Below are 14,424 nucleotides of genomic sequence, written 5' to 3'. Positions count from 1 at the left end.
ATTGAGTAAAGAAAGATTGCTGTTTGATTTCTATAGTGTTACAATTTCGTTACATGAGTAGAAAACGTTCAGATTAAATTGAGATTTTGTCAAAATAAACGTATAATTTATTTAATTAAGTTTGTTTTAAGGAGAGAACTTTTATTTAAAGTTTTTTTATTTTGAGGAGGAATACGAATGCAAGAGCTGAAAACCCGTAGCGCCCGTCATCATAAGGCGAAGAAACCTATGGTGATTAATAAAAAAGCCATTGCTCCATTAATGGGGACAAGTCTTTTGGTTGGGCCAATGATGGTTACAGCAGCACCACAAAGTGCACATGCAGATGAACAAAGTGCGAGCCAAACAACAACTGATCCTCAGTCTTTCATTAACCAAATTGGTTGGTCTGCGTCAGAAGTTGCTGCCAACAATGATTTGTATGCTTCTGTGATGATTGCCCAAGCATTACTTGAAAGTGCTTATGGAACATCTGGATTAGCAAGTGCGCCGAATTATAACTTATTTGGTGTTAAAGGAAGTTATAATGGTGCCGTTGTTTATATGCCGACAAAAGAGTATTTAAATGGTCAATGGGTGACGATGAATGAACCATTCCGTAAATACTCTTCTTATTGGGAATCATTCCAAGACCATGCGAATGTGCTACGTTCAACTAGTTTTTCAACTGGTGATTATCACTATTCAGGTGCTTGGAAAAGCAATACGACAAGCGTTTATGATGCTACAGCTTATTTGACAGGTCGCTATGCTACTGACCCAACTTATGGTGATAAGCTAAACTCATTGATTAGTACGTACAATTTAACACGCTTTGACACACCATCAACTGGTGCTGTTTCAAGCACGACAACAACCACGACCACAACGACGACTTCATCTACGACACAATCAAGTTATGATGAAAGCGCGCAGTCAACTGGAACAGGTCAAACTTATACGGTTGTTTCTGGTGATTCATTATGGGGAATTGCCCAAAAATTTGGGATGACTATTGATGATTTAATGGCGAAAAACGGATTAAGCGACTATTCACTAATGGTTGGACAAGAGTTAACTGTTTAATAACTTAAGTCGTTAATCGTTTTGAGATAAGATTTTTTAAAAAGTAGTTTAGATCAAATATCTAAACTACTTTTTTGTCGCATTTTTTAAGACGAAATATTCGCCAGATAGCATGGGGTTGTATTATGATGAAGAAGTAAAGACAGGTCGAAGGGAGAGAGTTTCATGCCACAAATCTATCAAGCAATTACTGATTTGATTGGAGAAACACCAATCGTTAAATTAAACAAAATAGTTCCAGAGGATTCTGCAGAAGTTTATGTTAAATTGGAATTTTTCAATCCGGGAGGTAGCGTGAAAGATCGCATTGCCTTAAGCATGATTGAAAAAGCGGAACAAGACGGAAGTCTGAAACCTGGTGACACAATTATTGAACCTACTTCTGGTAATACAGGGATTGGCTTAGCAATGGTCGGAGCAGCCAAGGGCTACCGAGTGATTATCGTAATGCCTGAAACAATGAGTATGGAACGTCGATTGCTAATGAAGGCTTACGGCGCTGAATTAATTTTAACACCTGGAGCTGATGGCATTTCTGGTTCCATTAGAGAAGCAGAACGTTTAGCAAAAGAACATGATTATTTCTTACCGCTTCAGTTTGAAAATCCAGCAAATCCTGAAATCCACGAAAAGACAACTGGTCCTGAAATTCAAGCTGCTTTTGGAGTAGCTGGGTTAGACGCTTTTGTTTCTGGAATTGGAACAGGAGGAACAATTACTGGTGCCGGACATGAATTGAAACGTGTTTATCCTGAAATTAAAGTGATCGGTGTTGAGCCTGCTGAATCAGCAGTTTTAGAAGGAAAACCAGCTGGTCCACACAAAATTCAAGGAATCGGAACAGGATTTATACCAGATACACTTGATACGAAAGTTTACGATGAAATTTTACCAATCACTGGTGAAGAAGCAATGGAAACTTCAAGAAAAGTCGGTCGCCAAGAAGGCTTTTTAGTGGGGATTTCTTCTGGTGCTGCAATTGCAGCCGGTTTAAAAATTGCGAAAGAATTAGGTAAAGGAAAAAAAGTTTTAGTTATTGTGCCAGACAATGGTGAACGTTACCTATCAACTGCATTGTATCAAGAGAACTAAAATCAATGCTACCAAAAAGGTCAAGACGAAAATTTGTCTTGGCCTTTTTTATATACCTTATTAATCTTTAGGTTCACTTTAACATTTTTAATAGAAAAGCATGAATTTTAATTTTATCTGTATGAAATGTAGATTTTAAAAAATAAAAATAGTATGATAATATGTGAATGACTACGTAGGAGGTGTCAATGTGGGCAACAAATTGGTAGACGAGGCAATCGAAAAACTGAAGCATGAAAATATTCGTATCACACCTCAAAGATATGCAATTTTAGAGTATTTAATCGAACATCATTCTCATCCAACAGCTGATGAAATCTATAAAGCGTTAGAACATCGTTTTCCAAATATGAGTGTCGCAACTGTTTATAATAATCTTCGGTTATTTACATCTATTGGTTTTGTACAGGAAATGAGTTACGGTGACGCGTCAAGTCGTTTTGACTTTACTTCGACACGCCATTACCATGTGATTTGTCAAAACTGTGGGAAAATCGTGGACTTTCATTATCCTGGTCTTGAAGATGTTGAGATGGCTGCAAGTCGTTTGACTGATTTTGAGATTAACGAACATCGTCTTGAACTGTATGGCTTGTGTCCAGAATGTCAGCAAGCACGTGCAAGTGAGTCTGTTTAATTAAAAAATGTATCACAAAAGAAAAAACGTAATTAATCTATTTTGGCGATACTTGGTGAAAAAGAAAGCAATAAAAAACTATTTTATCTGAATTTTGGATAAAATAGTTTTTTATTTTTTTGCGCTTTCACAATCCTTTTTTTTGTGAAGTCTCAAACACTACGGCGCGAGGCTTTTTTTAACAGGTTTTCTTCCTGTTTCCTTTTAAAAAGTAAGTGAATTTTACCTTGTGAATTCACAAGCATAAAATTTCTGAATACGTTTTATTTTTGCTATAGTTAGCATTGTCAAAAGACAAAAAGTTTAGCAGGAAGAGGGATTACCATGAAAGTAGTTGTAATTGGCTGCACCCACGCTGGAACAGCAGCTGTAAAAAGTATTTTAAATAATCATCCAGAAGCAGAAGTAACAATTTATGAACGTAATGACAATATCTCATTCTTATCATGTGGGATTGCTTTGTATGTTGGAGGCGTAGTTAAAGATCCTGCTGGGTTGTTTTACTCAAATCCAGACGAACTTTCTGGGCTAGGTGCGACAGTCAAAATGGAACACAATGTTACAGATGTTGATACAGAAAATAAAACTGTAACTGCAGAAAATTTAAAGACTGGTGAAGTTGAAACAGTTTCTTATGACAAATTAGTTATGACAACAGGTTCATGGCCAATTATTCCGCCAATCAAAGGAATCGAATCAGAAAATATTTTACTATGTAAAAACTATAACCAAGCAAATGAAATTATTGCACAAGCTAAAGATGCAAAACGCGTCGTAATCGTTGGTGGAGGCTATATTGGAATCGAATTGGTTGAAGCTTTTGTTGAATCTGGAAAACAAGTAACTTTAATTGACGGGCTAGACCGTATTTTAAATAAATATTTGGATAAACCATTCACAGATGTTCTGGAAAAAGAATTGGTTGATCGTGGAGTAACTTTGGCTTTGGGTGAAAATGTGTCAGAGTTTATCTCAGATGAAGAAGGCAAAGTAAAACAAGTCAAAACACCTAGTGAAACATTTGATGCTGATATGGTTATTTTATGTGTTGGTTTTAAACCAAATACAGAGTTGGTTGCTGGAAAAGTTGATACATTGCCAAACGGCGCAATCAAGGTCAATGAATATATGCAAACAAGTAACCCAGACATTTTTGCAGCCGGTGATTCAGCTGTTGTTCACTATAACCCTTCGAATACACAAAATTATATTCCATTGGCAACAAATGCCGTTCGCCAAGGTTTGTTGATTGGATATAACTTAACTGAAAATAAAATGCATTATCGTGGTACACAAGGAACATCAGGTTTATATCTATTTGGTTGGACAATTGGCTCAACTGGTGTAACACTTGAAAGTGCGCCATTAAATAATTTGGATGTTCATGCCACTTTATTTGAAGATAATTATCGTCCAGAGTTTATGCCAACAACTGAAAAAGTGTTGATGGAATTAGTTTATGAAAATGGGACAAATCGTATTGTTGGTGCACAATTTATGTCGAAATATGACATTACACAATCTGCTAATACATTGTCACTTGCTGTACAAAACAAAATGACAGTTGAAGATCTAGCATTATCTGATTTCTTCTTCCAGCCACACTTTGATCGTCCTTGGAACTACTTGAACTTACTTGCACAAGCAGCTTTAGCTGAAATTGCAGAAAATAAATAAACAACGAACACGCCGACAAACAGTTGAAGAATTGTCGGCGTGTTTCTTTGTTCTGGGAGTGTTTGAAGGCTTCAAAAGTATAATTAGTTGTAATCTAGCGGATTTTTTGTGAAAATAAAGAAGGAGTTTAAATTGGAGGAATGTCAAATGGAAAAAGAATACTTTAACCAACAAGCAGCATTTTTAAAAGATTATCAAAAATTTGAAAAACAAAATAATGAAACAATTGATCAGTTAGCGGATCAAGTGATTGAAGAATTAAATAAGACACAAGCAAACCACTTCACCTTGGCCAAAGAAAATGCAGTGGATGGAAAGAGCCATTGTTTCCCATTTAGCCGTCGTGTGTATGCAGATGAAAATGATGGTACATTAAATACAAGTTATACGTATGAAGGTGAGCCTTACGTTTTAGAAACAGATGAATAATTAGAGCAAGGAAATAGTACGAAAGACCGCATGGAACGATTCTATGTGGTCTTTTTACTTTACTAGCAAGAACTGTTCTATTTGCTAGTCGTAGACTGAAAGCTGTTAAGCATACTAACTATTTTTTGAGGACAAAACGAACTTAAATCAAATCCTTTGAATAAAAAAATTGGAACGTTTATCCTAATTATAGGGGGAGAAAACGAAACTGTTTCGCTTGAAAGAAAGACTGAAATAAATCACAAGGGAGGAAAAAAGAATGCCAAAGTATTACTTTATTGATAAACAGCACAAGGTAACAGAGGTGGATAAAGCCAAGAGCAATTGGCTAATCATTAATCATAGCGATGTAGTAACGATTGAAAACATCACACAAAAATATCAGTTACCTAAAGAAATCTTTATTGGCATTTCTTACCCTGAGGCGATTTCGAGAGTCGAGTATCTCCCTGGAACGAAGCTAGCTAATGCATTCTCACTGGTATTGCTTAACCTTTCCAGCAATAGTCAAAAAATCGAAGAGCGATTAACGCCAATTTCGTTTGTCGTTTCGGATGATTTACTGATTACTTGTGTCGAAAACGAAACGATGTTTATTGAAAGTTTAGTTGAAAAATATCAGACTGAACTGATTTCATTTGAAAAAGTTATTGCATATACGATTTTGAATAGTTATATGCACTTTGTCAAAGAATTGAAAAAAATGAAGCAAGAAATTGATTCGCTAGATGAAGGCGCACGCAGGACCACTGAGAATGAGGAACTCTATAAACAAGCTGATTTAGAGCGTGCCATTGTTTATATCGACCATACATTACGAGATCAAAAAGAAACGCTGGATGAACTGTGGGAAGTGAATCATTTTGCGGAGAAGCTAGCTGACGATCAATTGCTTTATGATGTGAAACTAAGACAAAGACAGACGGAAAAAATGATTTCGATTTATCGCGATTTACTCGAAAGTATTGGGAATCTTTTCAGTGGGATGATGGATAATCACTTAAACCATTTGATGAAGTATCTTGATTCAGCAACCTTGGTCATCTCTGTTCCAGCAATGATTGCGGGAATCTGGGGGATGAATACAGGTGGACTACCGGGACGAAGTTCTGAATTAGGCTTTTTGCTGGTTTTAATTGGTTCTGCCGTAGCAACAGCTGCGGTCGCACTTCATTTACTGACGAAAGATTACACAAAGTAGTTAGGTATGAGTTGCTTTTTTTGAAGAAAAATTTGTTTTAAATAGGAGGAATAGTATGACTGAACCAAAGTTAATAGATCCGCGAAAATTATACCATACGGAAAAATTTCCAAAGCAAGACCAAGATACACCAGCTCTCCAACAAAATATGAAACCTGTACCAGATTGTGGTGAAAAAACTTACAAAGGGGCCAATCAATTAGAAAATCGGCGTGTGCTGATTACTGGTGGGGATTCTGGTATTGGACGTGCTACTGCTATTGCCTTTGCACGAGAAGGTGCAGATATCGCATTACAATTTTTTCCTGGAGAAGAAGATGATGCGAAGGAAGTTGCAATGCTAATTGAGAAAGCGGGTCGCAAAGTAGTACTGTTGCCTTTTGATTTGCGTGATGAGCAAGCACCTAAGGAAATCATTCGCCAAACAGTAGCTGAATTAGGTGGCATTGATACATTAATTCTAAATGCTGGACAACAAATTTCTTGTTCATCCATTGAAGAATTGCCGATGCAACAAGTAAAAGATACCTTTATGGTAAATATCATTGCCATGTTTTCTTTGGTTAAAGAAGCAGTTCCTCATCTTCCAGCTGGAGGAGCTATTGTTAATACAACTTCTGTCCAGGCGACAAATCCAAGCGAACATCTACTTGATTACGCAGCTACTAAAGCTGCTATTGCGAATTTTACGATTGGCTTAGCGAAACAGTTAGCGCCGAAAGGTATTCGGGTGAATGCTGTCGCTCCGGGACCAATTTGGACACCATTACAGCTTGATGAGGGGCAACCGAGCGAAGCTATCCCAGAATTTGGACAAGATAGCCTTTTAAAACGTGCAGGTCAGCCAGCCGAATTAGCACCAGTATATGTGTTTTTAGCCTCAAATAAAGCAAGTTATGTTACGGCACAAATTTATGGTGTAACTGGCGGCGAGGCAATCAACCTGTAAAAAACATGAATCATACTCTTTGTTCAGTGGGGATAAATGAGTGGGAGAGGGAGGCACCAAGAATCGTAAGCTAAAGATTCTTGGTGCCTTCCTTAGTCAGTTTATAACGAAGTCAAATCAAGAATCAATCAGGCAAACTTGCTTCACTTGCTCTTTTTCCGTATACTGATTTTGAAGCGGAGGAAAAGAACATGCTAAGTTTAACCAAATATCTACAATCAGGACAGACCACTATTTCTAATTTATTATTCGTAAATTACCGGAAAATGGGGTTAGAATCAGAAGAGTTTCTGTTTGTTTTGCAGTTGCACATGAAGCAACAAGAAGGAGACTCTTTTCCTGACTTACAGTTGATAGCAATCAACATGGGCTTGAAATCAGATCAGGTTTATCAAATTTTAAATCGATTGGTTAGTGGTGGCTTTATCGCAATTGAGACGATTACTGTTGATGGTAAAAAAGCGGATCAATACAATTTACTTCCGTTATATGAACGACTTGAAAAGTATTTAGATAGTCAAGCATCAAAAGCCAAAGAAAATCAACAAGAGCAAGAAATTCAATCGGTTTACCGTTCGTTTGAACAAGAATTTGGTCGGCCGTTGTCTGCAATCGAGTTCCAACGAATTGGTCAATGGTTAGAAGAAGATCACTATCAACCAGAAGTACTAAAGCTTGCTTTGCGTGAGGCAGTGTTGAACCAAGCGTATAGCTTTAACTATGTTGACCGAATTTTGTTATCTTGGGAACGAAAAAATTTGCGGACAAAGCAACAAGTTGAGGAAGAACAAAAACGACGTAAACAGCAATTATTACAAAAAGAAGTAGAACAATCTTCACAATCAGAGGATTTGCCTAAAGTTTCTTTGACAAATTGGTTGGAAGAAGAACTGAGAAACGAAACGAAGTAGAAAATGATGAGGAAGACAAGATGCTAAGTAAAGAAAATACAATGTTAGCGATTGAAGAAATGTACAAGATGTTTCCCGATGCACACGGGGAACTCGTTCATAAAAATCCTTTTGAATTATTGATTGCTGTGATTTTGAGTGCGCAAGCAACGGACGTTTCAGTAAATAAAGCAACACCGGGATTATTTCAAGCATTTCCTGATCCCGAAACACTGGCGCAGGCTTCTGTCGAAGAAATTATTCCAAAAATCAAAACGATTGGGCTGTATCGAAACAAAGCAAAGAATATAAAAGCTTGTGCGGAACAACTATTGGAGCGTTTCAATGGAAAAGTTCCTAGCACTCGAGAAGAACTGATGTCATTGCCTGGAGTGGGGCGTAAGACAGCTGACGTTGTGTTAGGTGATGCTTTTGGAATTCCAGCTATTGCGGTTGATACACATGTCGAGCGAGTTTCTAAACGATTGCGAATTTGTAAATTAAATGCAAGTGTACTTGAAGTGGAAGAAACTTTGATGCGAAAAGTGCCAGAAAATCTTTGGGTGAAAACACATCATACCATGATCTTTTTTGGTCGTTATCATTGCACAGCGAGAAATCCAAAGTGTGAAGTTTGTCCTTTGTTACCGATGTGCCAAGACGGAAAAATGCGGATGAAAGAAAAAGAAAAGGCCAGGACGAAATGACGTCCTGACCTTTTTTGTGTATTATGCTGCTCAATTAGTTATCAGTAACAACTTATGAACTCGAACTAGCTTTTTCAGAGCGAGCGGCGTTTTCAGTATCACTTGTTGGTGGCTCAGTTGAAGGTGTTTCTGGTGATGTTTCTGATTCAACTGTCGATGAGCTGCTCGAACTTGAAGGCGCTGGTTCTACTGAAGAGCTAGAAGAGGAGCTGCTTTCAACCGTTGTTGAAGATTCTGTGCTTGACTCAACAGTGGTTGACGAAGTAGTGCTTGTTTCTGGTTCAACCGTTGAACTAGGTACTGGAACATTGGAAATTTTTGGTGCGCTGTAACTTGGTACAGTATACTGGTCTTTATAATAAAGTTCATTGTTTACACGAATCAAATCATTTGGCATGACCCAATCTTCATTTGAAACACTGGCAGAAACATATTGCATCAATTCACGATAGACATCAGAAGCAACGTGTGATGAAGCATCAGTAACTGGTGTCATCTTCTCATTGTAGCCTGTCCAAACCGAAATCGCATAGTTTGGTGTATATCCAGCAAATAAAATATCAGGATAGACACCAGAAGAAAGACCAATTTTTGCGTATTCATCGTCTGTATAGTTAGATGTGCCAGTCTTACCAGCTTGGTATAAGCCGGGAATCTGAGCGTTAGTCCCAGTTCCTTTTGTCAAAGTGTCTTTCAAGATATCAGTTACCATGTAGGCAGTTTCTTCTGACATCGCTCTGGTTCCTTCAGGATCAAATGTTTCCTCTGTTCCGTCCTGATAGATTACTTTGTTGACGTACTGTGGTTTGTAGTAGGTACCACCGTTGGCTAAAGCTGCGTAAGCCGCCGCCATTTTTAAGGAAGAAGCACCATATTTTGTTCCGTCCTGCTCTTCTGTATTACTTGAAATGGCGTTTGATTGATGAATCGTACGGTAATCAATACCAATGCCGCTTAAGAAAGAAGCGACCTTGTCCGCACCAACTTCGTTAAAGAGTTTAACTGCCGGAACATTTCGTGAGTCGTATAGTGCTTGTCGTAAAGTGATTGTCCCCATGTAGCGGTTATCCCAGTTCATGACAGGCGTAGTTGTTCCTTCGTAGTTATAAGGAGCATCGGAAATCGTTTTGCCAGTAGAATATTTTAAATACTCAAAGGCAGGTGCATAATCCGTAATTGGCTTCATCGTTGAACCAAAATCACGTGATGTATTGACAGCCAGGTTGTTTCCAAGAGTAACGTCTTCAGCGACTTTTCGAGCACCGATTTGTGCTTTGACTTGTCCTGTTTTTGTGTCAATCAAAGTGGAAGCAACTTGCATTTGATCATCAGGATAAGTGACGTATTGATCGGTATTTACAATATTATATAGTTGTTTCTGAGCATCTAAATCAAGATTTGTGTAAATATCAAGACCATCGGTGTAAACATTCTTGTCTGTTTTTTCTTCGATCTCGTTGATTACTTCTTTTACATAGTTATCTACGATTTTTGTATTGTCATCACCTGAAGATAATTCTTGCAGGCCATCTGTTACGGGCACATTTACTGCTTGATCGTACTCTGCTTGAGTGATTTTTTCGTTTTGCAGCATTGTGTAAAGGACAATGTCACGGCGTTTTTTTGCTTGTTCAGGATAAGTATATGGATCATAAGCGGAAGGTGCTTGAGGCATCCCAGCTAGAAGCGCCGTTTGTGCTAACGATAACTCGGGTAATCTTTTTCCAAAGTACATTTCTGCGGCTGTTTCCATGCCATAAAAACCATTTGCCATATAGACTTTATTTACGTAGTAAGTCAGAATTTCTTCTTTTGATTTTTCTTGCTCTAGCTTGACAGCCATCCAAGCTTCTTGTGCTTTTCTCTTTAGCGTTTGATCTTCTGCTTTGGTTGAGAAGAAGGAAAGTTTGATCAATTGCTGAGTCAAAGTACTTCCGCCTTGTAGTCCGCCAGACGTAAAGTTTGATAACGCCGAACCCAGAATGCGGACAGGATCGACACCAATATGTTTGTAGAAACGACGATCCTCGACAGAAACGATGGCGTCTTGTAATTGCTGTGGCAATTCATTGGCGGTGATTTTTTCGCGTTTTTCTGCACCGAGATCCTCAAATAGTTCGCCGGTGGAAGTATAAAGCTTTGACGAAACAGTAGCGTCTAATTCTTTGTCAGTGAGGGCAGGGGCGTCTTTTGCATAAAACCAAAACAGACCAACACCAGATAAGAATAAGATACAACCAATAAAAACAAGACCAAGTAAGATTTTGACAATCAAATTTTTTCCGTTTTTTTGTTTACCAGAGCCATTTCCAGAACTTGATTTCGTTCCTTTTTTCTGGGGAGGACTTGCTTTTCTTCGCGAAGTTCTCGTTTGTTCATTTGCCATTAGTGCTTTTCTCCTTTTGATAATGATAGATAGCGATCGACGGCATCAAGATAAGGGACGCGTGGTAGGAAACCAGGGGTGATTTCAATGCCAAGTTCTTCAATCGATGCGAGTGGCAAAGACTTTCTACCGCCATCTTTTTGTTGATACCAATAGTCAATCAGATGTGTACTATTTAAATAGAAGCAACGTTTTAGACTAGAAAACCATAGTAAAACAAAACAGATACCATCTTGTTTTAAACAAGACTCCATGTGTTTGATTTGATGTTCGTGAAAGTTGTTGAATGGAAAAGAGGTTTTATTTTTTGTCTCTTTCGCTTCAAAATCCAAATAGAAACCTCGATAGACACCGTTGTAATCTGTTGTCGAAGCTTGGGTAAAGTAAGCTTCCTTAATCACTGCGGCACTTCTTCGAGGGTAATCGACTTTAACGATTTGAATAGGTGTTGGTTTCTTGTGAACGACTGCCAAATTTTTTGACAGATAAAAGTTGTTGCTTTCATTGATAGCTTCTTCAAATGACATACCTCGGTTACCAAAAATAGTAGGAGAAGTTTTTTTTCCTTGAATTTTTGGTTTTGAAGAGGCATCCTTAGAATAAGGTTGGCCATTAGGGTAGCGTAAGACCATATTTAATCACACTCCTGCGCACATTATAGCAAAAAAAAGCAGAGAAAGAAAAGAAATCAGGCGGTGAATCAATTGAAAGTAATCTATGTTTCAGGCTATCGAAGCTTTGAACTGGGTGTTTTTCAGGAAAAGGATCCAAAAATCAAAGTTATTAAAAATGTTTTAAAAAAAGAAATTCGCCAATTAACGGAAGAAGGATTAGAGTGGGTGATTAGCAGTGGCAACCTTGGTGTTGAGTTATGGGTTACTGAAGTTGTAGCCGAATTGAAGCAAGAGTATCCTAAATTACATCTAGGAATTATTTATCCGTTTGCTGAATTTGGTAGTAATTGGAACGAAACAAATCAAGAAAAGAAAATGTTAGCGGAACAAGTGGCAGACTACGTTGAGTCGGTCAGTCATCTACCTTATAAAAATCCTAATCAATTAAAAAATCATACACAATTTCTACTTACACATACAGATGGTACTTTGTTGATCTATGACCCAGAATACATTGGAAAAACAGATTATTTTTTGCGTGATGCAAAAAAAATGCAAGAAGTTAAACCTTACGAGATTCATTTGATTAGCATGGATGATTTACAAAATTCTGTGGAATAAAAGAAGATAGTGTTTGATTTATAGTTATTTTTCCGATACAATGGGAAAAGTAGAAAAGTTATAATGTAAACGAGAATTAAATAGAGGTGTAAATATGGCGAATTTGATTTATAGTCCAAAAGACATTTTACAACAAGAATTCAAAACCAAAATGCGTGGATACGATCCGATTGAAGTCGACGAATTTTTGGACAATATTATTAAAGATTATGAAGCATACAGCAAAGAACTCCTTGCTTTACAAGAAGAAAATGATCGTTTGAGTGCTAAAGTTGCTCAACTATCAAAAACACAAGGAACACAAACTCGCGTGCAACCAACAGAAGCACCTAAGAGTACAGCAGTAACAAACTTTGATATTTTGAAACGTTTATCAAATCTTGAACGTGAAGTTTTTGGAAAAAAACTTGACCAAGCAACACCAGCTGCTTCTGCACAACCAAATGCAGGCAACTATACAAATGCAGATGCAAGTGATGACAACGAAAAAACACGTCAATTTTAATTAGTGAATTTTTGCGGTTTTCGGGTAATCGCGGTCTGACTTGATCAGGCTGAGGAAAGTCCATGCTCGCACAGACTGTGATGTCTGTAGTGTTCGTGCTTAGCGAAAAGATAAGCTAAGGTACTCTAAGGAGTAACGGCAGGAAAACGAGCTAAGGTTTCGACTATGCTTTAGTATCCTTGAAAGTGCCACAGTGACGAAGCGAATCGGGAAACTTATTCGGTGGAACGCGGTAAACCCCTCGAGCGAGCAACCCAAACAATGGTAGGGGCGCTTTTTGCTAGGAATCAGAACAAGGCAAAAGGGCAGGTAAACTGCAGATAGATGGTTACCCCTTTATTTCTTCTCCCTGGAGGAATAAAGGACAAAACATGGCTTACAGAAAATCGCAATAATCAGGGAATACCTTCCAACGATGTTGTGAAGGTTTTTTTTATAAATAAGGAGACTAGTATGGATAAAAATAGAAAATTTAACCTTGTAGCAACTGCCGCAAGCGGTTTAGAAGCTCTTGTTGGGAAAGAACTACGTGATTTAGGAATTGATTGTCAAGTGGAAAACGGTCGTGCGCGTTTTGAGGGCACGATGGAAACAATCGCAACAGCGAACTTATGGTTGCGTACAGCAGACCGTGTCAAAATCGTTGTAGGTGAGTTTGATGCATTTACGTTTGATGAATTATTTGAAAATGTGAAAGCTTTACCATGGGAAGATTTTTTACCTTTAGATGCAGAATTTCCAGTTGCTGGAAAATCGATTAAATCAAAACTATATAGTACACCAGATTGTCAAGCAATCACTAAGAAAGCAATTGTTGATCGTTTGCGTACGTATTATCACCGGCCAGCTTCTGTACCGTTGACAGAAACCGGTGCTCATTTTCAATTAGAAGTTGCTTTGCTGAAAGACCATGTGATGGTCACGTTAGATACGACAGGACCAAGTTTATTTAAACGTGGCTATCGTTTGGAAAAAGGTGGCGCACCATTAAAAGAAAATATGGCAGCTGCGCTAATCGCACTAACAACATGGCGTAAAGATCGTCCTTTTTATGATCCTGTTTGTGGTTCTGGAACTATTTGTATTGAGGCAGCCTTAATTGGACACAATATTGCACCAGGATTTAACCGTGAGTTTGTTTGTGAATCATGGGAATGGTTTGACAATAACATCATGGAAGAAGTACGTGCTGCAGCAGAAGAACAAGCTGATTACGATGTAGAACTAGATATTACTGGTTCAGATATCAATGGACGAATGATTGAAATCGCAAAAGCGAATGCGGAAGAAATTGGATTGGGTGATTCAATTACCTTTAAGCAACAAGCGTTGAAAGATTTCAAGACGGATAAAGAATATGGCGTAATCGTTGCTAACCCACCGTATGGAGAACGCTTGGGTGAGGAAGAAACAGTTCGTAAGCTGTATCGAGAAATGGGTGACGTATTTAGACCATTGAAAACATGGAGTAAATACATCTTGACCAGTGATTTAGCATTTGAAGAATATTACGGACAAAAAGCAACAAAGAAACGTAAATTATATAATGGTGCTTTAAGAACGGATTTATTCCAGTACTGGGGAACACGTCCACCTCGTGCGAAAAAAGAAGATTAGGATTTGTTTTTAAATTTGGATTTTTGGAGGAATG

At 38.0% G+C, this 14,424-nt stretch carries 14 protein-coding genes and 1 other RNA gene; 13 read left to right on the top strand and 2 right to left on the bottom strand.

All coding sequences use genetic code 11. The features are described 5' to 3' along the window. Nucleotides 1-177 precede the first annotated feature (177 nt). The 9 genes from IGJ93_RS07320 (at nt 178) to nth (ending at nt 8,647) form a co-directional block, all read left to right on the top strand. Nucleotides 178-1,065: a glucosaminidase domain-containing protein gene (locus IGJ93_RS07320; RefSeq protein ID WP_075491699.1), complete on the top strand. Its 888-nt coding sequence runs from the start codon at nt 178-180 to the stop codon at nt 1,063-1,065. Nucleotides 1,066-1,230: 165 nt separating this feature from the next. Beyond that, complete coding sequence (cysK, locus tag IGJ93_RS07315; RefSeq protein WP_270346703.1) at nt 1,231-2,157, top strand: cysteine synthase A; 927 nt, start codon at nt 1,231-1,233, stop codon at nt 2,155-2,157. Between the two features lie 190 nt (nt 2,158-2,347). After that, nucleotides 2,348-2,794: a peroxide-responsive transcriptional repressor PerR gene (gene perR / locus IGJ93_RS07310; protein ID WP_067482318.1), complete on the top strand. Its 447-nt coding sequence runs from the start codon at nt 2,348-2,350 to the stop codon at nt 2,792-2,794. Between the two features lie 324 nt (nt 2,795-3,118). Beyond that, nucleotides 3,119-4,471 (top strand): NADH oxidase, encoded by a 1,353-nt coding sequence (locus IGJ93_RS07305; protein ID WP_067482316.1) that lies wholly within the window; start codon nt 3,119-3,121, stop codon nt 4,469-4,471. Between the two features lie 147 nt (nt 4,472-4,618). Continuing rightward, nucleotides 4,619-4,900, top strand: coding sequence for a DUF5960 family protein (locus tag IGJ93_RS07300; RefSeq protein ID WP_430596893.1), 282 nt, complete (start codon nt 4,619-4,621; stop codon nt 4,898-4,900). 259 nt (nt 4,901-5,159) lie between these two features. Beyond that, a complete protein-coding gene (locus IGJ93_RS07295; protein ID WP_067482312.1) occupies nt 5,160-6,101 on the top strand; it encodes a magnesium transporter CorA family protein in 942 nt (313 codons plus the stop codon). Between the two features lie 55 nt (nt 6,102-6,156). After that, the gene (locus tag IGJ93_RS07290) at nt 6,157-7,050 is read left to right on the top strand and encodes an SDR family oxidoreductase (RefSeq protein ID WP_284590453.1); all 894 of its coding nucleotides are present in this window, start codon (nt 6,157-6,159) and stop codon (nt 7,048-7,050) included. Nucleotides 7,051-7,241: 191 nt separating this feature from the next. Continuing rightward, complete coding sequence (locus IGJ93_RS07285) at nt 7,242-7,961, top strand: DnaD domain protein (RefSeq protein WP_071868979.1); 720 nt, start codon at nt 7,242-7,244, stop codon at nt 7,959-7,961. A 20-nt stretch (nt 7,962-7,981) separates the two neighbouring features. Beyond that, on the top strand, nt 7,982-8,647 hold the full coding sequence (gene nth, locus IGJ93_RS07280; protein ID WP_067482306.1) for an endonuclease III: 666 nt from the start codon (nt 7,982-7,984) through the stop codon (nt 8,645-8,647). A gap of 52 nt (nt 8,648-8,699) precedes the next feature. Here the strand turns inward: nth and IGJ93_RS07275 are convergent, their stop codons facing one another. Both IGJ93_RS07275 and recU read right to left on the bottom strand, forming a co-directional pair. Continuing rightward, nucleotides 8,700-11,033 (bottom strand): PBP1A family penicillin-binding protein, encoded by a 2,334-nt coding sequence (locus tag IGJ93_RS07275; protein ID WP_071868978.1) that lies wholly within the window; start codon nt 11,031-11,033, stop codon nt 8,700-8,702. Continuing rightward, nucleotides 11,033-11,665 carry a Holliday junction resolvase RecU gene (gene recU / locus IGJ93_RS07270; protein ID WP_270492648.1) on the bottom strand — a complete coding sequence of 211 codons (633 nt, stop codon included), beginning with the start codon at nt 11,663-11,665 and terminating at the stop codon, nt 11,033-11,035. The genes IGJ93_RS07275 and recU overlap by 1 nt, the downstream gene beginning before the upstream one ends. Nucleotides 11,666-11,728: 63 nt before the next feature. Between recU and IGJ93_RS07265 the strand changes: the two genes are divergently transcribed. From IGJ93_RS07265 to IGJ93_RS07250, 4 genes are all read left to right on the top strand, one after another. Further along, entirely contained in the window at nt 11,729-12,268 is a 540-nt protein-coding gene (locus IGJ93_RS07265) for a DUF1273 domain-containing protein (RefSeq protein WP_071868976.1), read from the top strand. Nucleotides 12,269-12,362: 94 nt separating this feature from the next. Then, on the top strand, nt 12,363-12,773 hold the full coding sequence (gene gpsB / locus IGJ93_RS07260; RefSeq protein WP_067482295.1) for a cell division regulator GpsB: 411 nt from the start codon (nt 12,363-12,365) through the stop codon (nt 12,771-12,773). A 16-nt stretch (nt 12,774-12,789) separates the two neighbouring features. After that, an RNA gene (gene rnpB, locus IGJ93_RS07255) (RNase P RNA component class B) lies at nt 12,790-13,157 on the top strand. 69 nt (nt 13,158-13,226) lie between these two features. Further along, nucleotides 13,227-14,390: a THUMP domain-containing class I SAM-dependent RNA methyltransferase gene (locus IGJ93_RS07250; protein ID WP_067482293.1), complete on the top strand. Its 1,164-nt coding sequence runs from the start codon at nt 13,227-13,229 to the stop codon at nt 14,388-14,390. Nucleotides 14,391-14,424 lie beyond the last annotated feature (34 nt).

The organism is Enterococcus sp. DIV0174 (assembly GCF_050529065.1).
In the GTDB taxonomy this organism is placed as follows: Bacteria; Bacillota; Bacilli; order Lactobacillales; family Enterococcaceae; genus Enterococcus_B; species Enterococcus_B thailandicus.
The sequence above is the reverse complement of the archived record's forward strand: the minus strand, read 5'-3'. Positions and strand labels throughout refer to the sequence as shown.

Excerpts from the sequence above, each read along its gene's own strand:
- IGJ93_RS07320 (WP_075491699.1), top strand. The coding sequence starts at position 178 with ATGCAAGAGCTGAAAACCCGTAGCGCCCGTCATCATAAGGCGAAGAAA.
- gpsB (WP_067482295.1), top strand. The coding sequence starts at position 12,363 with ATGGCGAATTTGATTTATAGTCCAAAAGACATTTTACAACAAGAATTC.
- IGJ93_RS07295 (WP_067482312.1), top strand. The coding sequence starts at position 5,160 with ATGCCAAAGTATTACTTTATTGATAAACAGCACAAGGTAACAGAGGTG.
- IGJ93_RS07275 (WP_071868978.1), bottom strand. The coding sequence starts at position 11,033 with ATGGCAAATGAACAAACGAGAACTTCGCGAAGAAAAGCAAGTCCTCCC.
- nth (WP_067482306.1), top strand. The coding sequence starts at position 7,982 with ATGCTAAGTAAAGAAAATACAATGTTAGCGATTGAAGAAATGTACAAG.
- IGJ93_RS07300 (WP_430596893.1), top strand. The coding sequence starts at position 4,619 with ATGGAAAAAGAATACTTTAACCAACAAGCAGCATTTTTAAAAGATTAT.
- IGJ93_RS07285 (WP_071868979.1), top strand. The coding sequence starts at position 7,242 with ATGCTAAGTTTAACCAAATATCTACAATCAGGACAGACCACTATTTCT.
- cysK (WP_270346703.1), top strand. The coding sequence starts at position 1,231 with ATGCCACAAATCTATCAAGCAATTACTGATTTGATTGGAGAAACACCA.
- recU (WP_270492648.1), bottom strand. The coding sequence starts at position 11,665 with ATGGTCTTACGCTACCCTAATGGCCAACCTTATTCTAAGGATGCCTCT.
- IGJ93_RS07290 (WP_284590453.1), top strand. The coding sequence starts at position 6,157 with ATGACTGAACCAAAGTTAATAGATCCGCGAAAATTATACCATACGGAA.
- IGJ93_RS07250 (WP_067482293.1), top strand. The coding sequence starts at position 13,227 with ATGGATAAAAATAGAAAATTTAACCTTGTAGCAACTGCCGCAAGCGGT.
- IGJ93_RS07305 (WP_067482316.1), top strand. The coding sequence starts at position 3,119 with ATGAAAGTAGTTGTAATTGGCTGCACCCACGCTGGAACAGCAGCTGTA.